This window comes from Tahibacter aquaticus (assembly GCF_004363655.1).
Lineage (GTDB): Bacteria > Pseudomonadota > Gammaproteobacteria > Xanthomonadales > Rhodanobacteraceae > Tahibacter > Tahibacter aquaticus.
Genome location: NZ_SNZH01000008.1, coordinates 13,796 through 35,367, shown reverse-complemented (window position 1 = coordinate 35,367; position 21,572 = coordinate 13,796). Strand labels below are relative to the sequence as shown.

Annotated in this window: 15 protein-coding genes; 9 read left to right on the top strand and 6 right to left on the bottom strand. The window is 65.6% G+C overall.

Features of this window, described 5'->3' with window-relative positions; genetic code table 11:
- Nucleotides 1-223: 223 nt before the first annotated feature.
- Both DFR29_RS14110 and DFR29_RS14105 read right to left on the bottom strand, forming a co-directional pair.
- Nucleotides 224-832, bottom strand: a complete 609-nt coding sequence (locus DFR29_RS14110; RefSeq protein ID WP_133819264.1) for a YceI family protein — start codon at nucleotides 830-832, stop codon at nucleotides 224-226.
- On the bottom strand, nucleotides 832-1,437 hold the full coding sequence (locus DFR29_RS14105) for a malonic semialdehyde reductase (RefSeq protein ID WP_133819263.1): 606 nt from the start codon (nucleotides 1,435-1,437) through the stop codon (nucleotides 832-834). The genes DFR29_RS14110 and DFR29_RS14105 overlap by 1 nt, the downstream gene beginning before the upstream one ends.
- 143 nt (nucleotides 1,438-1,580) lie before the next feature.
- On the opposite strand from DFR29_RS14105, the gene DFR29_RS14100 reads away from it, so the two are divergent.
- Together DFR29_RS14100 and DFR29_RS14095 are read left to right on the top strand one after the other, a co-directional pair.
- On the top strand, nucleotides 1,581-2,552 hold the full coding sequence (locus tag DFR29_RS14100) for a mitochondrial fission ELM1 family protein (protein WP_133819262.1): 972 nt from the start codon (nucleotides 1,581-1,583) through the stop codon (nucleotides 2,550-2,552).
- Complete coding sequence (locus DFR29_RS14095; protein ID WP_133819261.1) at nucleotides 2,553-2,777, top strand: hypothetical protein; 225 nt, start codon at nucleotides 2,553-2,555, stop codon at nucleotides 2,775-2,777.
- Between the two features lie 132 nt (nucleotides 2,778-2,909).
- Here DFR29_RS14095 and DFR29_RS14090 read toward each other — a convergent pair whose 3' ends face one another.
- The 3 genes from DFR29_RS14090 to DFR29_RS14080 all read right to left on the bottom strand — a co-directional run bounded on the left by DFR29_RS14090 (nucleotide 2,910) and on the right by DFR29_RS14080 (nucleotide 9,534).
- Nucleotides 2,910-3,167: a hypothetical protein gene (locus DFR29_RS14090; protein ID WP_133819260.1), complete on the bottom strand. Its 258-nt coding sequence runs from the start codon at nucleotides 3,165-3,167 to the stop codon at nucleotides 2,910-2,912.
- A 651-nt stretch (nucleotides 3,168-3,818) separates the two neighbouring features.
- Nucleotides 3,819-6,680, bottom strand: coding sequence for a bifunctional [glutamate--ammonia ligase]-adenylyl-L-tyrosine phosphorylase/[glutamate--ammonia-ligase] adenylyltransferase (gene glnE / locus DFR29_RS14085; protein WP_133819259.1), 2,862 nt, complete (start codon nucleotides 6,678-6,680; stop codon nucleotides 3,819-3,821).
- A gap of 166 nt (nucleotides 6,681-6,846) precedes the next feature.
- Nucleotides 6,847-9,534 (bottom strand): trypsin-like peptidase domain-containing protein, encoded by a 2,688-nt coding sequence (locus tag DFR29_RS14080; protein ID WP_133819258.1) that lies wholly within the window; start codon nucleotides 9,532-9,534, stop codon nucleotides 6,847-6,849.
- Between the two features lie 484 nt (nucleotides 9,535-10,018).
- On the opposite strand from DFR29_RS14080, the gene DFR29_RS14075 reads away from it, so the two are divergent.
- The 3 genes from DFR29_RS14075 to DFR29_RS14065 are packed head-to-tail and all read left to right on the top strand — an operon-like array spanning nucleotide 10,019 to nucleotide 14,233.
- Entirely contained in the window at nucleotides 10,019-11,824 is a 1,806-nt protein-coding gene (locus tag DFR29_RS14075; protein ID WP_133819257.1) for an assimilatory sulfite reductase (NADPH) flavoprotein subunit, read from the top strand.
- Nucleotide 11,825: 1 nt separating this feature from the next.
- A complete protein-coding gene (gene cysI / locus DFR29_RS14070; protein WP_133819256.1) occupies nucleotides 11,826-13,514 on the top strand; it encodes an assimilatory sulfite reductase (NADPH) hemoprotein subunit in 1,689 nt (562 codons plus the stop codon).
- On the top strand, nucleotides 13,511-14,233 hold the full coding sequence (locus DFR29_RS14065; protein ID WP_133819255.1) for a phosphoadenylyl-sulfate reductase: 723 nt from the start codon (nucleotides 13,511-13,513) through the stop codon (nucleotides 14,231-14,233). The genes cysI and DFR29_RS14065 overlap by 4 nt, the downstream gene beginning before the upstream one ends.
- On the opposite strand, the gene DFR29_RS14060 is transcribed toward DFR29_RS14065, so the two are convergent.
- Entirely contained in the window at nucleotides 14,199-14,501 is a 303-nt protein-coding gene (locus DFR29_RS14060; RefSeq protein ID WP_133819254.1) for a hypothetical protein, read from the bottom strand. The two genes, DFR29_RS14065 and DFR29_RS14060, sit on opposite strands and share 35 nt — an antisense overlap.
- Between DFR29_RS14060 and DFR29_RS14055 the strand changes: the two genes are divergently transcribed.
- From DFR29_RS14055 to DFR29_RS29190, 4 genes are all read left to right on the top strand, one after another.
- Nucleotides 14,500-16,251 (top strand): bifunctional sulfate adenylyltransferase/adenylylsulfate kinase, encoded by a 1,752-nt coding sequence (locus DFR29_RS14055; RefSeq protein ID WP_133819253.1) that lies wholly within the window; start codon nucleotides 14,500-14,502, stop codon nucleotides 16,249-16,251. The genes DFR29_RS14060 and DFR29_RS14055 overlap by 2 nt on opposite strands.
- Nucleotides 16,252-16,695: 444 nt before the next feature.
- The gene (locus tag DFR29_RS14050; protein WP_166654085.1) at nucleotides 16,696-17,241 is read left to right on the top strand and encodes a DUF4124 domain-containing protein; all 546 of its coding nucleotides are present in this window, start codon (nucleotides 16,696-16,698) and stop codon (nucleotides 17,239-17,241) included.
- A 438-nt stretch (nucleotides 17,242-17,679) separates the two neighbouring features.
- Nucleotides 17,680-20,172 (top strand): TonB-dependent receptor plug domain-containing protein, encoded by a 2,493-nt coding sequence (locus DFR29_RS14045; protein ID WP_133819251.1) that lies wholly within the window; start codon nucleotides 17,680-17,682, stop codon nucleotides 20,170-20,172.
- An 849-nt stretch (nucleotides 20,173-21,021) separates the two neighbouring features.
- Entirely contained in the window at nucleotides 21,022-21,444 is a 423-nt protein-coding gene (locus DFR29_RS29190; protein WP_166654084.1) for a hypothetical protein, read from the top strand.
- The last annotated feature ends 128 nt before the right edge of the window (nucleotides 21,445-21,572 follow it).

Genomic DNA, 21,572 nt, shown 5'->3' with positions numbered 1-21,572 from the left:
CGCCCGCATGCGCGGCGGCGTCGCCGATCTGGATGGAGGCACTCGAAATACACCTTCCAATGCGGATCGGAACGGGCAACGGGGCCAGCCAGCGCGGCGAACCGAAAACACCATGGCACAAAACGAATCGGGATATCAGGCACAAAGCGCTGACGTGCACACTTCCCCCACGACGCAAACGGCCGCCCTGAGGCGGCCGTTTGCACACGCTGGATCAGTCGGCTCAGCCGGCCTTCTTCGTTTCCGTGGTGATCTGGATCTTCACTTCGTCGCTCACGTTCGGCACGTACTTGCCGATGCCGAAGTCGGAGCGCTTGATCGTGGTGCTGGCATCGAAGCCGGCGGCCGGCTTCTTCGACATCGGGTGTTCGCCGATCTTGTTCACGGTGACGTCGAGCACGGCCGGCTTGGTCACGCCGTGGATGGTCAGGTCGCCGCTGACTTTCAGCTTGTTGTCGCCGGCCTTCTCGACCTTGCTGCTCTTGAAGGTGGCGGTGGGGAACTTGGCCAGGTCGAAGAAATCGGCGCTGCGCAGATGTTCGTCGAACTTGGGCACGTCGGTCTGGATGCTGTCGATGGGCAGGGTGACCGAGACCGATGACTTGGTCAGGTCGGCGGTATCCAGCAGCAGTTCGCCTTCGATCTTGGCGAAGCGGGCCGACGGGTTGGACAGGCCGAAGTGGTTCCAGCTGAACACGACATTGGTATGACCGCCGTCGAATTCGTACTTGTCCGCAGCGGCGGCGGTGAACGAAGCGGCGGCGAGGGCGGCGGCGAGAGCGAGCTTGCGAAACATGGGAATTCCTCCGTTGTATACGACGTTGCAGGGCATCAGGCGATGCGGCAGGCCTGCTCGAACGTGAAGCGTGGGTTGCGCGGTTTCAAGACGTCCGGATTGCCGTAACCGATATTCACCAGGAAATTCGACTTTACCTGGCTGCCCGGGAAGAACAACTCGTCGGCCAGGGCATTGTTGAAGCCCGACATGGGGCCGCAATCCAGGCCCAGCGCGCGCGCCGCAAGAATCAAATAACCACCTTGCAGCGACGCATTGCGGAAAGCCGTATTGAAAATGACATCCGGCTTGCCTTCGAACCACGAGCGCGCACCGGTGTTGGGAAATAGCAGATCCATATGTTCATAGAACGCATGGTCGCTGCCGATCAGCGCCGTGACGGGCGCGGCCATGGTCTGTTCGATATTGCCGCCGTCCAGGGTGCGCTTGAGCAGCGCCTTGGCCTCGGCCGAACGGATGAAGACGATGCGTGCCGGCGAACAGTTGGCGCTGGTCGGCGCCATCTTGGCCAGGTCGTAGATCTGCGTGAGCTGTTCGTCGCTGACCGGCTTGTCCAGCCAGGCGCGTTCGGAACCGCGGAAGGTGCGGGCGTCCAGGAACAGCTGGTCCAGGGCAGCGGCGTCGATAGGCGTATGCGGCATTGAATGAGTTTCCTGCAGGGCGACCGCGACTATCCTGGGGACGCGCAGTGTAAGAGTGGGTGGGGGGCCGGTCATCGTGCCAGGCCAAAACAGATTGGTGAACCGCGCTTTACAATGCGCGGCCTTTGGCACAGAAACGGATCATGCCGGAAACAGCGACGACGTGCTGGGTGATAACCGACGGTGCCGCCGGCAACGAGCGGCAGGCCCTGGCCCTGGCCGAGAGCCTGGCTGTGGCGACCCGCGTCTGGCAGGTTGAGCCCGCGCCGCCCTGGTCCTGGCTGGCGCCGCGCCTGCTCGCTGGTGCCGTATCCGCCCTGCCCGCCTTGCAGCGCCACCAGTTCGTGCCGCCCTGGCCGGCCCTGGCCATCGGCTGCGGCCGCGCCGCCGCGCTGTATACCCGTGGCCTGCGCCAGTGGAGCCAGGGCCGCACCTTCACCGTGCAGATCCTCGACCCGCGTATAGCGCCGCATCATTACGATCTGGTCATCGCCCCGCAGCACGACCGTCTGCGCGGCAGCAATGTGCTCAACCCGCTGGGCTCGCTCAACCCGGTCGATGCCGCCTGGCTGGCCGATGGCGCGGCCGCGTTTCCCGACCTGGCCCGCCTGCCCTCGCCACGCCGCGCGGTATTGTTCGGTGCCCGCACCAGCGCGGTCGATATCGACACGCAGTATTGCGTCAGCGTGGTCGAGGCATTGGCAAAGAAGCATGCGAAGCACGGCGGCAGCTTCATGGTCAGCACCTCGCGCCGCACACCGACGGTGCTGGTCGATTTCCTGCGCAGCGCGTTCGCCAGGCTGCCCGGCGTGTTCTGGAGCGGGCCGGACGACGGGCCGAATCCGTATGCAGGCTTTCTCGCCAGTGCCGATTCGATCTTCGTCACGCCGGATTCGGTGAACATGCTGTCGGAAGCCTGTGCGGTCGGCGTGCCGGTGACGACATGGTTGCCGCAGCCGGCGCGGGGCAAGCTGGGGCGGCTGCATGCAGCGTTATTTGAAAGTGGACATGTGCAGATGCTGGGACAGCCGGCAAAGCAGTCCAGACCGGAGCCGTTGCGCGAAACGCGGACCATTGCGGACGAGGTGAGACGGCGCCGGCGGGGAGCCATATAAGTGATGTGGATGAAGCATGGGCTGCTGGAAAACTGCGGGAAAATCTATCTATCGTCTCTGAAGCCGAACCTGGCCGATGAGAACGTGGACTTGCATGGCGTGCTGTGGCCCACGAAATTCTCCCGCGGCTGGAACGCGCATGGGCGCGCAGACCCGAAAACAGATAGCGCTGTCCGCACAGTGGAAGGTGTCGAAGATGCGCCGCGTCCACAGGACGTTTTCTGAAGGTAGCAAAGGCCGCAATAGCGGCCTTTGCTCTGCTTTTCGTTTCAAACAACCATCCCCGATGCTCGATCCCGACGACGAAACCGTCTTCGGCCATGAGCATGAGGGAGTGCGGGGTCGTTCGAAGCGGCCTTAGAGAGGGCCCTGATGTTCGTAGGCCATGCATTGCTGGTACTGATTGGCCATCACCGAGTACACGCCATAGGCGTAGTAGCAGGCGCGCAATTGCTCTTCTGTGGGTGGTCCCGAGCAAATGGCGGTGGCATTGAGGTCTGCGCCTTCCATGGCGAGACGCTCGGCGTGGCAGGGTTCTGCGAACGCCGCGCCAGAGGAAATGCCCAGCAGAAAGACCGCAGAAACATGCAGCGCAATGGATATTTTCCGGTTCATACACCCTACTCCTGAAATGAGCGTTTGCAGTGAAGAGCCGCTGGACTGCATGAAACGCACTCGGCATTTTCCTGGAACTCGCGCCGGCAACTCCTGCGTCGTCGACGCGAGTCGAGTAAGCCGGCCCACCCGCTGGCCCGTCAACGACGAAGGGATGAACGACCGGGAAGGCGGAACGAAACACCGAAACGGGCCTGCGAATGGCATTGGGGAAAAAAAACGAAGCGCAAAAAATCTTCGGTATTTGCAGGGCTTCTGCGCATAGCGACGTCGTGCTGCACCGCTGCCGGCGCTCGCTCACGTCGAAGCGTCATGTCCTGCAAGGCGAGGTTGGCGCGGCTGGCAGAAGATAGCGGCAGCACGGGCAGGGCCGCAGGGGCGCGCCAACACATCGGTCTGCTTGAGCGCGCGTACGGCAAGCGCCGCTACAAAGCTCACGCGAGCAATTTTTACTTGGCGCCAGGGAAAGGCCGGCGTTGCAACAGCTAATTTCAGGCACCGTCGATTGGCTGGAACCCCGCATCGACTGCCTGGATCCCGTCGCTGACTATCCCGACTCGTCGTCGGGCAGATTTTGATCAGCGATGGGCAAAACAGGCCTGGGCACGACCGGCGTAGTGTCGCTCGCCGCTAGGCAGCGACACCCGCCCCTCAGCCAAATGCCAGCCCCACCGCCCGCGCCACGCCCAATACATCGGCAACGGCCGCATCGAGCAAGGCATTGCGCGGCGCAATGCGCGAGCGCGCATCCAGCGTGCAGGTCAGCGCCGCATCGAGCAGCGTCGCATGCGCCCGCGCCAGTGCATCGGCCTGCTCGGGCGCGAGCAAGGCGTGCGTTGCCGCCACGCGAATCAGGCTCGCGCTGTCGCTGACCTGCAATAACGCCGGAAAGCGCGATGCATGCGCCAATACCAGTGCCTGCAGCAAAAATTCGATATCCAGCAGCGCACCGGCGCCTTGCTTCAGGTCCAGCTCGGCCGCATTCGAGCGATCGCGCTCGGCGCGCCAGCGTGCGCGCATGCTGGCGACGTGGGTGCAGACCGCCGCGGTTTCGCGTTCTTGTCCCAGCACCGCGGCACGCGCCTGGGCGAAGCGCCGCGCCAGCGGCGTGTCGCCGGCCAGCAGGCGCGAGCGCACCAGTGCCTGGTGTTCCCAGTTCCAGGCGCGTTCGCGCTGGTAGTCGGCGAACCCTTGCACGCTGGTGACGAGCAGGCCCTTGCCGCCATCGGGGCGCAGGCGCACGTCGACTTCGTAGAGGCGGCCGGCGCGGGTCATGGTTGTCAACAAATGCACAACGCGCTGGGCGATGCGGGCGTAGTAGCGCTGGCCGTCCAGCGGCTTGGCGCCGTCGCTTTCCACTGAACCCAGGGCTTCGTCGTAGAGAAAGACCAGGTCCAGGTCGGACGCGAAGCCGAGTTCCGCTGCCCCCAGCGAGCCGTAGCCGACGATGGCCAGGCCCGAGCCGCTGCCGATATGGCCGGGCAGGCGGCCGTGCTGGCGGATGGCATCGCGTTCGGCATGGGCGAGTACGGTGGCGACGATGGTTTCGGCCAGCACGGCCAGGCGGCGCGAGGTGGCGACTGCATCGGCGCGACGGCCGAGGAAGGCCAGGCCGAGACGAAAGCCCAGGCTGTGCTTGAGTTCCTGCAGCAGCTCGATTTCGGCTTCGGGGTCGGGGTCGTTCTGTTCGAGCGTGGCAACGCGGCGCACGATCTCGGTTTCGATGGCGCTGCGGTCGATGGGTACGGCGTCGAGGCGCGGATCGAACAGGTCGTCGATCAGCAGCGGATGCGCGATCACGCGTTCGGCCAGCCAGGCGCTGTCGGCGAACAGGGCAATCAGGCGGCGGCGCGCGCCGGCCTGTTCGTCCAGCAGAACCAGATAGGCGGCACGGCGCACGATGGCGTGTAGCAGGCGTACCAGGCGTTCCAGGCAGGCGGCCGGCGCACGGCTGGCGGCGGCGGCCTGCAGCAGTTGCGGCATCAGGCGGTCGAAGCGCTCACGCGAGCCGCTGGCCATGCTGCGCACGGCCGGCGAGCGGGTCAGGCCGAGCAGCGCTTCGCGCACGGGTTCGGCGGGGACGAAGCCGGCCGTGGCCAGGTCGCTGGCGTCGCCGCCGTCGCGTTCCAGCGCGCGCCACAGCTGTATCCAGCTGTCGGGCGTGAGCGAGGTGCCGCCCTTGTCCAGCGGCGCGAGCAAGTTGCGGAATTCTTCGGCGACACTGTCGCGTTCCTGCGCCAGCGCAGCGGCGAAGGCGGCGGTGTCGGCGTAGTCGAGCCCCTGGGCGATGCGTTCGACCAGCACCGCATCGGCCGGCAGCGCATGGGTCTGTTCGTCGCGCAGCATCTGCAGGCGGTTTTCCGCCCGGCGCAGGAACAGATAGCTGCGGCGCAGGGCCTGCGCACGCGCTTTTTCCAGAACGCCGAGTTGTTCGCAGGCATCCAGGCCGGGCAACAGGCCGCGCACGCGCAGGCTGGGTTCGCGGCCGCCTCGGATCATTTGCAACAATTGCACAATGAATTCGATTTCGCGAATACCGCCGGGGCCGAGCTTCAGATTGTCGGTAAGGTCTTTGCGCGCGACTTCCGCGTCGATCAGCGCCTTCATTTCGCGCAGGCCGCCGAAGGCGGTGTAATCGAGGTAGCGCCGGTAGACGAAGGGCCGCAGCGTTTCGCACAGGCGCTTGCCGGCGGCGAGGTCACCGGCGACCGGGCGCGCCTTGATCCAGGCATAGCGTTCCCAGTTGCGGCCTTCGCGCTGGTAGTACTGTTCCATCGCGGCGAAGGACAGGGCGACACGGCCGGCATTGCCGAACGGGCGCAGGCGCAGGTCGACGCGGTAGACGTAGCCGTCGACGCTGACCTCGGCCAGCAGCTTCACCATCTGCTGGCCGACCTTGGCGAAGAAGGCTTCGTTGTCGACAGCGCGCGCCCCGTCGGTCTGGCCGTTTTCGGCGTAGGCGAGGATGAGGTCGACGTCGGAGGAGAAATTCAGTTCGCCGCCGCCGAGCTTGCCCAGGCCCAGTACCACCAGGCGCTGCGGCTTGCCCTTGGCATCGCGCGGCAGGCCGTGGCGCACGCCGAGATGGGTTTCCGCATAGCGCAGGGCCGATTCGATGCAGGATTCGGCCAGCGCGGTGGAACCGGCCAGCGTGTCGGCCACTTCGTCCAGGCCGTTCACGTCGCGCCAGATAAGGCGCAGCGCCTCGCGCTTGCGGAAGCGCCGCAGCAGCGCCATCTGGCGCGCCTCGTCGCGTTCGGCGGCATCGACCTGCCAGGCGCGGGCATCGGCCGGGCGCGGGTCGCTCATCAGCATCAGTGCATCGGGCGCGAGCAGGGCCGGTGCGCGGGAGAAGCAGTCATAGGCGAAATCGCTGGCCAGCAGCACGCGCTGCAGTTGTTCGGCCACGCCGGCGTCGTCATAGAACGGCACGCCGGCCTCGCGGCAGCGGGCCAGCAGGTGGGCGTAGCGCGATTCGAGGAAATCGGCGAAGGAATGGGCGGGCGCGGTCATGGACTGCCGATTCAAGCAGATTCCCGCGGCGATTGCGCGACTGTGCGCCCCTGCATGGCCGGGTTTCATAAGTGCAAAAAAAACGGCGGGCCAAAGCCCGCCGCCGTTCGCACACTGCGTTGCACCGCTTGCCGCAGCCGGCACAAGGCCGGCTGCGGCGTCGCGGTTACGGCTGGAAGCCGTTGGCGAAGATCACATCAGGCAGGCCCGAGGTGCAGGCACTGCCGTAGTAGAGGCGAATATCGTCGACCCAGAAGCCCAGGCGCGTCACCGACGAGTCGCTCTTGAAGTGGAAGCGGAACTTGGCCGAGGTACCGGCGAACGCACTCAGGTTGACGCTGGAGCGCAGCCAGGCCGTGCTGAAGTCGCCGTGCCAGGAGGTGCGTGCACCCCAGGCGCTGGCGGCATTCATGGTGGCGTTGTAGCCGCCGGTGATGAAGCGGTTCGGATCGGCCGGCACGCTGCCCTGGGCGGCAAGGATGTCGGTCCAGGTAGTACCGTCGTCGAGCGAGTACTCCAGCAGGGTGCCGTCGTAGTTCAGCTCGTTGAAGTAGCGCAGCCAGAATTCCAGCGTGGTGCCAGCGGCCGCGGGTACGGCAACGGCGTTGGTCATGGTCATGGTGCGGTCGCTGACCACGTCCGGATCGGGCACGAAGAAGGAATTGGCCGGCGAATGTGCCTGCGTCGTCACCTGGGCGAAGTTGGCGCCGCCGCCGGTACCGGCAACCGTCCACTGGGCCAGGCCGGCTTCGGCGTCGTCGCTGAACGCGTTGGTGTCCGGGCCGGCCGGCTGGGCCGACTTCTGCACGGTGTTGGTGTCTTCCAGGCCGGCGGCACAGGTACCGCTGCCGGTACCGGAAGAGTCTTCCGCATGCACTACGTAGTGGTAGGTGTTGGCGCCGCTGACCGCGCTGTCGGTATAGCTGGTGCCGGTGACACAACCCTGCAGCAGGTTCGCCGCCGACGGCGTGAAACCGGCGCTGAGCGAGCGGTAGACGTTGTAGCGGATCTGCCCGCCCCCGCCGCAGTTCGGCGTGGCCGCCGCCCAGTTCACGTTGACCGCGCAGCTGGCCGTGCCGGCCGTGGTCGCGCTGGTAGCGCCGGCAAAGCTCGGTGCCAGGCTGCAGACGCCGGTGGCGACGGCGCTGACGCAGTCGCTCTGGGCCGAATCGCAAGGCTGCACGGTGTCGCGCGAGCTGACCTTGTAGCTGTACGTGCTGCCGCCCGATACGGTGGTGTCGACATAGCTGGAGCCCGAGGTGACCTCGGCGATCTGCGTGTAGTTGGTGCCGGGGCAGCCGCCGCTGGCGCGGAAGATGCGATAGGTGGTGATGCCGGCAGCCGGCGTCCAGGCGACGGTGATCGCGTTCGGCGCAGTCGCCGTGGCGGTGACCGCGGTCGGCTGGGCCGGTGCGGTGCATTCGCCGCGGCCGTCGATGAAGTCGGGATTGGTGCCGCCCGGGTCGAGGTAGCTCTTCACCGCCGTGGTCGTGGTGCCCAGGCCGTCCCAGGCATGGGCGAGCTTGCCGTAGAAGTCGGACAGGTTGGCGCCGGTGGAACCGCAGGCGGAAGGACCGCCCGACAGCACGCCGATCAGGCGCTGGCTGGCGTTATACAGCGGCGAGCCGGAGCTGCCGGGCTCGGTCACGCTGGGGGTCAGCGCCGCGCCGGCCGGGAAGTTCGGCAGGTTGGGCGGGGTCGGGTCCCAGAACGGATGCCAGTGCACGCCGCTGGCGCCGGAGATATTGCCGGTCTGCATGGTGGCTTCGACGAAGGTGATGCGCTTTTCATCCACGTTCGGATGGTGGATGGAGGCGCACAGGCCCGTGGTCAGGGTCGGATCAGCCGGAGCAGAGCAGACCGGATCGGTATTGCGGCGGTCCCAGCCGGCCCAGTACAGGTTGTAGGCGGCGTTGGCCGGCTGCAGGAATTCCAGCAGGGTGAAGTCGGAACGGTCGCCGGCCGGGGCCGAGCCGGCAAACGGGTTGGCGGTCTGGGCGAGGAAGCGCACGCCGGTCTGGGTGGTATTCGGCCGCGGCACGATCTGGCCGCTGGCAGACGAACCCGGACGGCGGCAGGTGGCCGACTCGTAGTTCCAGTACGCCACCAGGGTGGCGCCGATGGTGTTGTTGTTGACGCCGCAATGGGTCGCCGTGGCGAACAGCATGCGCTTGTCGTTGGCGGTGTTGTTGACCAGCGAACCGGTACAGGTATCGGTGCCGCCGACGGTATACGCCGCCACGGAACGGCGCGGGTTGTTCCAGGGATCGCCGGTGCTCAGGCAGGCCACGTCGGTTTCACAGGCGCCCGACTTGCAATGCTTGGCGGTGGCGCCGAAGCCGCGGTAGCCGTGGCCGACGCGGACAATGCCGAACTTCAGCTCGGCCATGCGGTTGGCCGGCACCTGCAGTTCGATGACGGCCGACTCGCCCTGCAGCACGCCAGTCCAGAACTGGCCGCTTTCTTCGTTGTTGTTCGCGGTGAACGGGCCGAGCTTGTCCAGGCCGCGCTTGGACTGGATCACCAGGCTGGCGCCGTCGGGCAGGAAGAACGGATTGAAACCGAAGTTCAGGTGGGCGGCGTCGGGCGTTTCCACCTCGAAGGTCCACACGTTCATGCCACCGGGCCGGCTATCCCAACGGCCGTCGGCAGTCGTATTGATGTTTACATCGTGCGGTATGGCAAAACGGTATTTGCCATAGCCCTTCACATCGCCGATTCCGTCTTCCTGCGCCACTCGGTCCATATCCAGGGCGTCGAAGGTCAGCTTGGTCTTGTCTGCCGAAAGTCCGGCAGCGTTGGCACTACCCCAGGCAACGGCCAGCACCAGGCTGGCGTATAAAAACTTGCGCACTATTCTGTACTCCCATTCGCGGTTGACCTGCCTCACCGTCCCCCTGAAGCACACCGGCGCCGGCCCTGTGGGCCGGTTACACGACTGGACGAAGCCCTGAATTCGTCTCAATCGCTGGTCGATTATCCGTACCTATTCCAAAGGAGTATTTCGGTCTGGCGGCCTAATTTGTATCCGCCTCTGGACCTATGCGCTTGATCTGCGGGCATAAAAAAACCCGTCGCAGCGAACTGCGACGGGTTCCCTCCCGGCAGGCTCTTAGGCCTGCGCGGCGGGCATTTTGGACTGAATGCCGCCACGGTCACGCCGCGCTGCAACACTGACCGGGCCCAGGCGTGCAAGACCGCGCCAGCACTGGCAATTGCCGCTACATACCAGCCGGGCATAACCGCATAACCCCCCATCCTTTCCTGGCGTGCACAGGCAGACCTAGGATCGTTGTCCACACGGGCGTTTAGACGTCCAAACGACCCTGGTGATGCCCATGTCCGCGAATCCCGCCCTGCCCCTGACGCCCTTGCCCGAAGCCAAGGCCAGCGACCTGGCGCGCCTGGTAGACGGACTCGACAATGCCTCGCTGTGGTGGCTTTCCGGCTATGCCGCCGGCCTGGCCAGCCAGCCCACCAGCGTGGCGCGCGCCGTTTCCGCGGCGCTGGCCAAGGAACCGGCCAGCGCGCCGCGCCTGAGCGTGGTCTACGGCAGCCAGACCGGCAACGCCAAGCGCCTGGCTGAACAATTGGCCAAAAATGCAGAAAGCGCCGGTTTGCAGGTGCGCCTGCTGCGCGCCGATGCCTATCCCACGCGCGAGCTGAAAAGCGAACGCCTGCTCATCGTCGTCATCAGCACCCAGGGCGACGGCGATCCGCCGGACGATGCGCGCGGCTTCGTCGATTTCCTGCTGGGCAAGCGCGCGCCGGAACTGGCGGAACTGAAGTTCGGCGTGCTCGGCCTGGGCGACAGCAGCTATCCGCTGTTCTGCGAAATCGGCAAGCGCCTCGATGCGCGCCTGGCCGAACTGGGCGCGACGCGCCTGCTCGACCGCGCCGACGCCGACATCGACGTCGAGCGCGTGGCCAAGCCCTGGGCCGAAAAGGCGCTGCAAGGTGTGCGCGAGCAGCTCAAGAGCCATGCGCCGCTGGCCACGGTCACGCCACTGCGCCCCAGTGCCGCACCGGCCTGGTCGCGGGAAAAACCCTTCAGCGCCGAAATCATCGCCAACCAGCGCATCACCGCGCGCGGCAGCGACAAGGACATCCGCCATATCGAACTGTCGCTGGAAGGCTCGGGCTTCGCCTACGAGCCCGGCGATGCGCTGGGCCTGTGGCCGCGCAATCCGCCGGCGCTGGTCGATGCGGTGCTGGAGGTGCTCAAGCTCGACGGCAATACGCCGGTCAGCCTGGACGACTCGACCCAGCCGCTGCGCCTGCTGCTGAGCGAACAGCGCGAACTGACGCGACTGTCGCGCCCGCTGGTGGCCCAGCATGCCGCCCTGGCCGGCAGCGCCGAACTGAATCGCCTGCTGTCGCCGGACCATGCCGCCCAGCTGGCGCGCCTGCTCAGCGAGTACCAGGTCATCGATCTGCTGCGCGCCTATCCGGCCGCCTGGTCGGCAGAGGAACTGGTTGCCGCGCTGCGCCCGCTGACGCCGCGGCTGTATTCCATCGCATCGAGCCAGAAAGCCGTCGGCGAGGAGGCCCATCTCACCGTCGCCCATGTCAGCTACGACGCCTTCGGCACGGCCCACTGGGGTGCGGCTTCGCATTACCTGGCCAGCCGCGAGGAAGCTGCGCGCGCGCCCGTATTCATCGAGCACAACGAACGCTTCCACCTGCCGCGCGATGCGGCGCGCGACGTGATCATGATCGGCCCGGGTACCGGCGTCGCACCGTTCCGCGGCTTCGTGCAAGAACGCGCCGCGGTCGGCGCCAGCGGCCGCAACTGGCTGCTGTTCGGCAATCCGCATTTCCGTAGCGATTTCCTCTACCAGGTTGAATGGCAGCAGGCACTGAAGAAAGGCAGCCTGCACCGGCTCGACCTGGCCTTCTCGCGCGACCAGGCCGACAAGGTCTATGTGCAGCACCGCATCCGCGAACACGGCGCCGAGCTGTATCGCTGGCTCGACGGCGGCGCCCACCTGTACGTCTGCGGCGACGCGACGCGCATGGCCAAGGACGTGCACGAAGCGCTGATCGAAGTGGCCGTCAGCCATGGCGGCAAGAGCCGCGAAGACGCCCAGGCCTATGTGAACCAGCTGCAGCAACAAGGGCGCTACGCCCGGGACGTGTACTGAAATGAGCGCGACCGCTTCACCGGTAGAGAAAATCAAGGCCGACAGCAATTTCCTGCGCGGAACGCTCAAGCAAAGCCTCGCCGATGCCGTCACCGGCAGCCTGCGCGAAGACGACCAGACCCTGATCAAGTACCACGGCAGCTACCAGCAGGACGACCGCGACCTGCGCGAAGAGCGCCGCCAGCAGAAACTCGAGCCCGACTACAGCTTCATGATCCGCACGCGCACGCCCGGCGGCATCGCCACGCCGCAGCAGTGGCTGCAGCTCGACGCCATCGCCACGCGTTATGCCAACGACAGCCTGCGCGTGACCACGCGCCAGGCCTTCCAGTTCCACGGCGTGATCAAGACCGAACTGAAAGCCACGCTGGCCGCGATCAATGCCAGCCTGATCGACACCATCGCCGCCTGCGGCGATGTGAATCGCAACGTGCTGTCGGCAGCCAATCCACTGCTGTCGTCGGTACATGCCGTGGTCTACGAACAGGCCAAGGCGCTGTCGGAATATTTCCTGCCGAAGACGCGCGCCTACTACGAAATCTGGCTGGACGAAGAGCAGGTGGCCGGTTCGCCCGAGCATGAGCCGATCTACGGCGCCACGTATCTGCCGCGCAAGTTCAAGACCGCGTTCGCCGTTCCGCCTCTCAACGATGTGGATATTTTCGCCAACGACCTCGGCTTCATCGCCATCGTCGAAGAGGGTGCCGTCGTCGGCTACAACGTCAGCATCGGCGGCGGCTTCGGCGCCAGCCATGGCGACCCGGCCACGTATCCGCGCCTGGCCGACGTGATCGGCTTTGTCACGCCCGACCAGGTCATCGCCGTGGCCGAAGGCGTGATCACCACCCAGCGCGACTGGGGCAACCGCGCCGAACGCAAGCGCTCGCGTCTGAAGTACACCATCGACGACAAGGGCCTGGACAATTTCACCGCCGAGGTGGAACGCCGTGCCGGCTTTGCCCTGGCGCCGGCGCGGGAATTCCATTTTGCCCACAACGGCGACCGCTTCGGCTGGGTCGAGGGCGAAGACGGCGACTGGCACCTGACCCTGCGCATCGAGGCCGGCCGCATCGTCGACCGCGGCCAGCGCCGCCTGCTCAGCGGCCTGCGCGAAATTGCACAGATCCACAGCGGCGATTTCCGCCTGACCGGCAACCAGAACCTGATCATTGCGCGCGTGCCGCCGGCGCTGAAGCCGCGCATCGATGCACTGGTCGAGGAATACGGCCTGGACCTGTTCAAGACCGCCTCGCCGCTGCACCTGACCGCACTGGCCTGCGTCGCCCTGCCGACCTGCTCGCTGGCCATGGCCGAGGCCGAACGCTACCTGCCCGAGCTGGTCGGCAAGCTGGAACAGCGCCTGGCCAGCCACGGCCTGGCCGATGCACCGCTGCACCTGCGCATTTCCGGCTGCCCGAACGGCTGCTCGCGGCCTTACCTGGGCGAGATCGCCCTGGTGGGCAAGGCGCCGGGCCGCTACAACCTGATGCTCGGCGCCGACCACCGCGGCCAGCGCCTGAACCGCCTGCACAAAGAGAATATTGCCGAAGCAGAAATACTGGACACCGTCGACGCACTGTTCGGCCGCTATGCCGCCGAACGCAACGCCGACGAGCGTTTCGGCGACTACCTGCTCAGGAGCGGCATCGTCGCCGCAAAACCCAGCATCGCGCTGGAGGTGAGGACATGAGCTTTCCCGATCTGATCAGCGCCGCCGAAGACGGCCGCGCCCTGGCCGAACTCAACCGCAAGCTGGAAGCGCTGCCGACGGAAGAACGCGTCGCCTGGGCGCTCTCCACCTTGCCGCAGAGCCGCGCGCTATCGACCTCGTTCGGCGCGCAATCGGCCGCGGCACTGCATCTGGTGACGCGGCAGTCGCCGGATATTCCGGTCATCCTGATCGATACCGGCTATCTGTTTCCGGAAACCTACCGCTTCGCCGACGAGCTGGGCGAACGGCTCAACCTCAATCTCAAGGTCTACCGCTCCACCGTCAGCCGCGCCTGGATGGAAGCGCGCCACGGCCGCCTGTGGGAAAACGGCGTGGAAGGCCTGGACCAGTACAACGCCATCCGCAAGGTCGAGCCTATGCGCCGCGCACTGGACGACCTGGCCGTGCGCACCTGGTTCGCCGGCCTGCGCCGCGCCCAGGCGCGCACGCGCAATGACGCCCAGGTGCTGGAACTGAAGAACGGCCGCTGGAAATTCCAGCCGCTGGTCGACTGGACCGACCGCGACATCTACGTCTACCTGCAGCGCTTCGACCTGCCCTACCACCCGCTCTGGGAGGAAGGCTACGTCTCCATCGGCGACACGCATACGACAGCCCGCTGGGAACCGGGCATGCTCGAAGAGGAAACCCGCTTCTTCGGCCTCAAGCGGGAGTGCGGCATCCATGTGGATATTTGAACACCGCCACATTGCGCACGACCGATGTCGACACCGACAACGATTCGACCGGAAAAAAAGCGAAACGTAGGTTGGGGTAAGCCGCCAGGCTTACCCCGACATCGAGGTGCTTCCCACCGCCGCCCTGCCGATCGAAGCCTTTCAAGGCGTCAAACAAAGCCGCATCGACGCCCCCGATACCAAGACCCCGCAACACTCCTCCCTCGATTCGCCGCACACCCCAAAAGAATGCGGCCCGGCGCAACGCGCCCACAAGGACCACGAACATGTCGAATACCGCTACCGTCCGCGAAACCGAATTCCAGTCCAGCCTCAACCCGCCCCACGGCGGCCGCCTGCAGGAGCTCTACCTGCCTGCAGAGCAGGCCGAAGCCCTCAAGCAGCACAGCGCCACCCTGCAGGGCTGGGACTTGAGCCAGCGCCAGCTGTGCGACCTGGAACTGCTGCTCAACGGCGCGTTCTCGCCGCTGCAAGGCTTTCTGACCCGGCGTGACTACGACCGCGTCGTGAACGAGATGCGCCTCGCCGACGGCACGCTGTGGCCGATGCCGATCACGCTGGACGTCAGCGAAACCTTTGCCGCCTCGATCCAGGTCGGCGCCGAAATCGCGCTGCGCGATACCCAGGGCGTGCCGCTGGCCGTGCTGACCGTCGACGACATTTATTTCCCCGACAAGCTGCTCGAAGCGCGCGAAGTGTTCGGCACCACCGACACCACGCACCCGGGCGTGGCCGACCTGCTGCAGCGCAGCCATCCGGTCTATATCGGCGGCAAGGTGCGCGGCATACAACCGCCGCAGCACTACGATTTCGCCGAACTGCGCGAATCGCCGCGCCAGCTGCGCGACTGGTTCGCCCGCCACGGCTGGAGCACCATCGTCGCGTTCCAGACGCGCAACCCCATGCACCGCGCCCACCGCGAGCTGACCGTGCGCGCGGCCGAGCAGGTCGGAGCCAAGCTGCTGATCCAGCCCGTGGTCGGCCGTACCAAGCCCGGCGATGTGGATCATTACACCCGCGTGCGCTGCTACCGCGCCCTGCTCAAGCACTACCCGAAGAACGAGGCGACGCTGTCCCTGCTGCCGCTGGCCATGCGCATGGGCGGCCCGCGCGAAGCGGTCTGGCACGCCATCATCCGCAAGAATTACGGCGCCTCGCATTTCATCGTCGGCCGCGACCACGCCGGCCCGGGCAATGGCGCCGACGGCAAGCCGTTCTACGATCCGTTCGCCGCGCAGGAACTGCTGGCCCGCCACCAGCAGGAAATCGGCATCCGCGTCGTGCCGTTCCCGGCCATGGTCTACGTCGCCAACCGCGACACCTACGTGCCGTCGACCGAAGTGCGCCAAGACGATGTGGTGCAGGATATTTCCGGCACCGAGCTGCGCCGGCGCCTGGTCAGCGGCGAGGAAATCCCGGCCTGGTTCACCTTCCCCGAAGTGGTCGACATTCTGCGCGAACGCTATCCAGCCGGTGCCAAGAAGGGCGTCGCACTGCTGTTCACCGGGCTTTCCGGTTCGGGCAAGTCGACCCTGGCCGAAGCCGTGATCGCCAAACTGCTGGAACGCTCCAGCCGCTCCATCACCCTGCTCGACGGCGACGAGGTGCGCAAGAACCTGTCCAAGGGCCTGGGCTTCTCGCGCGAAGACCGCATCGCCAATGTCACGCGCATCGGCTGGGTCGCCAGCGAAGTCGCGCGCCACGGCGGCATTGCCATCTGCGCACCCATCGCGCCGTATGCGGAAACCCGCGCCGAGATCCGCCGCCTGGTCGAGCAGCATGGCGCGTTTGTGGAAATCCATGTTTCCACGCCGATCGAGGTGTGCGAAGGCCGCGACCGCAAAGGCCTCTACGCCCAGGCACGCGCGGGCAAGATTCCGCAATTCACCGGCGTGAGCGATCCTTATGAAGTGCCGAAGAACCCGGAACTCAGCTTCGATACGACGACGGCCGACGCAGGCGCGATCGCCAATCAGGTGCTGGCGTTCCTGCGTAATCGGGGGTTGCTGGAAGACTGATACGCCTGTGTCGCATTGCCATCATTGCGGGTCTCGGCAATACGGCAACACCATTCCCAACCCGGCCTTCCCCGCGAAGGGGAAGGAGCTGCCCTGTTGGCCATTTGCATTGCGGTCATGCGGGAGTTCCCGTAGCGGCTAACGCACGGCAGTCACGGGCAGTGCAACGCCGTACCCACCTCGGCCGGCTGGGCGGTCGGGCCGATGAGAACAGTCGGTCCAGCCATCGTCCTTCGCCCCGGCGGGGCTAGCCTGTCAACACAGCCCGGCACACACCTTCCCCTTCACGGGGAAGACTGGGATGGCGATGGAGTTGGCCTCCGTGCCCGCCATTGCAAACACAATCGACGCCACGGAATTTTCCGACCCGCCAGCCAGAAGCCCGCCGACGCGCGCCTGGCCACCGCCAGCCAGACTGACCCGACTTTCCCAGGCCAGTCCGCCATGTACCGATTCGCTATGCTTTGCGCCGTGCTGCTGCCGGCCGCCCCGTCATTTGCCGCATCCGTGTATAAATGCACGGATGCAGAAGGCCACATTGCCTACCAGGCCGTGCCCTGCGCCGCCCACTTGTCTTCGCGCGTGATGACGCTGCGGGCACCACCCGCCGCGGCAGCCGCACCGCCAGTTTCCGACTCGGGGGCAAGCGCGCGACCTTCCCGCCCTGCACGGCCGAAACCCCGCCGGCCGCGCGAAGCCACGGCCACGTCCGCACCGTCCTGGCAATGCCGCATCAGCAACGGCGAGGTGTTCTACCAGCATTCGCCCTGCCCCGACCGGGTAACCGCCAGCGCCGAACTGCGCGATGCGGCCACGCGCGGACGCCGCCGCGGCGCACCCGCGGCGCTCGCCGTGTCGGCGCGCCCGCTGACGCGCGAGGAAGCCTGCCGCCTTATTCACGCGCCCAGCGCCAGCGACCGCGCCGGCCACGAACGCGATGAGGACGTCGGCACCTACGAGCGCAATCTCGGCCGCGATCCCTGCCGCTGAACAGCCGCTGCCGCTGATCGGCACCACAGCCGGACGGCCGTCTTCGCCTGCGCCTGCAGCCGCGAAATCAACCCGGGCGCAGCGCCCACTACAAAAATAAGTGAATTCAAAGATCTGCAAATTTCGTTCAGGTCGCATGCGGCAACGCAGCATGTTTTTCTGCCGCAACAGCGGATGTTGCCGCGGCCAGGGAAACCGCTGAAAGCGTTTTCTCCGGTACCGCGACGGGGTAGTTTTCCAACAGCAATGTGTACCAGTTCGCAGTTTGCATATAGCCCAGCGTATCTATCGACGTCTGTACATCGGCCGGGCGAATCCGCGACACTTGCGCCGCGCTACGGCGCACCCGCGGGGGCGGGGAACTGCAAGGCAACAAACACACATTCCATACGGAAACGTCTTGTTACCTTGTGCCAATTTGTACTTGGGAGTCGACCAATGAACGTTTCCATCCCGGGCCGCGGCCAGCCGCGCGCCGCGCTTTACATTGCCTTGATTGCCGCCCTGAGCGCAGTCCCGGTCCATGCCCAGAGCGGCAAGACCGGTGACGAGCGACTGGAAACCATCAACGTCATTTCCACCGGTACGCGCGCCGGCAACCGCTCCGACACCGACACGGCTGCACCGGTCGACGTGATCGGCAAGGACGCCATCGAAGCCACCGGTGCGCTGGAAACCGGCAAGCTGCTGCAGAAGCTCGCGCCGTCGTTCAATTTCCCCACCAACTTCGTTTCCGACGGCACCGACCTGGTGTGGCCGGCCACGCTGCGCGGCCTGGGCCCGGACCAGGTACTGGTTCTCGTCAACGGCAAGCGCCGCCACCAGCAGTCGCTGGTCAACGTGCAGCAGACCATCGGCCGCGGCTCGGCCGGCACCGACATCAATTCCATTCCGATCGCCTCGATCGAACGCATCGAAGTGCTGCGCGACGGTGCTTCGGCGCAATACGGTTCCGACGCCATCGCCGGCGTGATCAACATCATCCTCAAGGACCAGACCGACCACACCGATGTCGGTATCGAAATCGGCCAGACCTATGCCGGCGACGGCGACCAGTATCACGGCAGCCTGAATACCGGCTTCAAGCTCGGCGAGGAAGGTTTTCTCAACCTGACGCTGGACTACACCAAGCGCCTGGAAACCAACCGCGCCGGCCCGGACAGCCTGCGTGTCGATCCGCCACGCGTCACCCAGCGCCTGGGCGAGGCGGACATGGAAGGCAAGCAGCTGTGGATCAATTCGGAAATCCCGCTGGCCGGCGGCAAGCTGTATGCGTTCGGCGGCATTTCCAAGCGCGAGGGCAATTCGTCGGGCTTCTTCCGCTCGGCCGGCGACGGCCGCACCATTCCGCAGCTGTATCCGAACGGCTTCCTGCCCATCCTGCTGACCACCACCGACGACCGTTCCCTGGCGGTCGGCTACCGTCACGCCATCAATGATGCCTGGAGCTGGGATTTCAGCGTCAACCGCGGCTGGAACCAGTTCGAGTTCGCCTCGGAAGGCACGGCCAACGTCAGCTATTACTACGAACCCAAGCCCGGCGGCGGCATCTACGGCGAAACGCCGACCTCGGCCCAGGACGGCACCCTGCGCTTCAAGCAGACCACCGCCAATTTCGACCTCAAGGGCAGCGTGGACTGGGGCATCGGCGCCGAACCGCTGTACCTGGCCTTTGGCAGCGAATGGCGCCGCGACGGCTACCAGATCATCGCCGGCGACCCGGTGTCCTACCAGTACGGCCGCACCAACGATCCCGGCATCGAAATCCGCAATGCCGCCGGCGGCATCGCCGCGGCAGGCATCCAGGGCTTTCCGGGCTTCACGCCAGGCACCGAGATCGACGCCAGCCGCCGCAGCTTCGGCATCTATGTCGACGCAGAATCGTACGTGACCAGGAATCTGCTGATCGGCGCCGCCGGCCGCTTCGAGGACTACAGCGACTTCGGCACCAACAGCACCGGCAAGCTGAGCCTGCGCTACAACTTCACCGATACCTTCAGCCTGCGCGGCACGGTATCCAAGGGCTTTCGCGCGCCCAGCGTGCAGCAGCAGTTCTTCAGCCAGGTGTCGACCAACCTCAATGCCAACGGCGTGCTGACCGACACCATCACCGCGCGCCAGGGCAGCCCGGCAGCACTGGCCTTCGGCATCAAGCCGCTGAAGGAAGAGTCGTCGAACAACTACTCGCTGGGCTTCGTCTGGAAGCCGAGCCAGCAATTCTCGCTGACCGCCGACCTGTACCAGATCAGCATCGACGATCGCATCGTGTTCTCCAGCGCCATCGGCCCGGAAGCCGGCAGCGAAAACTGCACCGATCCGACTGTCTGCCCGATCGCCTTGCTGCTGCGCCCGCTCAATGTCGGCCAGGCTACGTTCTTCACCAACGCCGTCGACACCAAGACCCGCGGCCTGGACATCGTCGGCGAATACGTGACCGAGCTGCAGAGCGGCGCACGCCTGGGCTTCTCCGCCGCACTCGATTTCAACAAGACCGAGGTGCTGCGCGTCAACTCGCCGTCGTCGGTACTGCCGTCCTCGGTGCTGTTCGCGCGCGAGCAGGTCACCCTGATCGAGGAAGGCCAGCCGCGCCAGCGCGTCACCCTGGGCACCAACTTCCACACCGGTCCCTGGCATACCGACCTGGCATTCAACTACTACGGCTCGGTTTCCGGCGAAGGCTTCACCCCGGGCCTGAAGCAGAAGTGGGGCGGCAAATGGCTGACCGACCTGTCGGTGAGCTACAACGTCACCGACGATCTGCGCCTGACCCTGGGCGGCAACAATATTTTCGACGTCTATCCGGACAAGTGGGAATCGACCGGGCCTGACCAGAATCCGTTTCCCTACCTCGGCTTCAAGTACGGCTGGGAAACACTGCCGTTCGGCCTGAACGGCGGGTATTACTATGCGCGGGTGGCGTATCGCTTCTGAGTGGGGTCGGCGGTTGCCTTCTTTTTGAAGGCAAGAGCAACGGTATTGCTCTTTTGAACTGAGGTGGTTTTTGTTGCGTTGACCGGTGGAAAACATCGTGAAGCAAAAGCAGAAACAACAGCGTATCGCACGCCTGCGGCGCGCTCGTTACTTATCTTTGTGTGGAGAAGATAAGTAACCAACAGAAAACCAGCCCAGATGCCGCGGTTTTGGGCCTTCCATGGCCAAAAACTGCGCGAGGCACTACGGCGGTCCGCACACAGGACATCCTGTCCTGCGTGCGGACTCGCGGCCATCCCTGGCCGGGACACTTCGGGCTTTTCCCTGCGTGCCTCGCCGCGACATATGGGGCCCCGGGGAAGCGACGCGCCTCCTGCGCGCAGAAGCAACGGCAACAACATGGCCCGTGTTGGCACTATTCTCTAAGTTGAAATTTCGTAATTTATTTCAATGCTCGCGCGACCACGGCACATTTTCGTAGGGTGCGATGAGTGCAGCGAATTGCACCGCAAGGTATCTGCCGGCGCATATCGCAACGACCATTCGGCGCAATTCGCTGCGCTCATCGGCGCCCTACGGGGTGCGCCTCGCTTTGGCCGGGTGTGCTGGTGGCATTCGCCGCTGCGGCCAACCGGCGTTCGCCATTTCACCGATTTTTTACATCCAACCACCGCTGTCTCAGCCGTTCATGTTGCGGACACGAAAACCCCGTTCGGCTGGGTTAGAGTGCGCCGCGTGCCGTGTCTTTACGGCCCTGCGGTGGATGGGGATGTTCGATCGCGAACCGCCGCAACGTTGTTTCTTCATCGCCCGTAGGGGGCGGTGCCATCGTTTATTGAGGAGAAACCGATGATCCGTTTTGCTCGCCCGCTGCTGATCGCTACCGCCGTGCTGTCCCTGGCTGCCTGCCAGAAGGAATCCGAGCCGGCCAAGCCCGCCACCACGCCGGCTCCGGCGACTGCGCCGGCTACGCCGCCGCCGGCCGCTGCTCCCGCTGCCACCCCGCCTCCGGCTGCTGCCGCACCGGCAACTGCCGATTCGGTCGGCGTACCGGAATGCGACAACTACATCACCAAGTACGTCGCGTGCGTCAGCGGCAAGGTGCCCGAAGCCTCGCGCGCCCAGTTGCAGGCCAGCCTCGACCAGATGCGCGCCGCGTGGAAGCAGGCTGCCGCTACGACCGATGGCAAGGCCAGCCTGGCCCAGGCCTGCGCCGCCGCCAGCGATGCCGCCAAGACCTCGATGCAGGCATTTGGTTGCACCGACTTCTGATCGCCGCCATACCGGTCAGAAGTCTCGAAAACCCCGGCGCAAGCCGGGGTTTTTTATGGCGCGCCGCATCGGCGACAGCGCCCCGCGCAATGGCAGTACCCGTAGGGTGCGATGAGCCGCCGACGAAT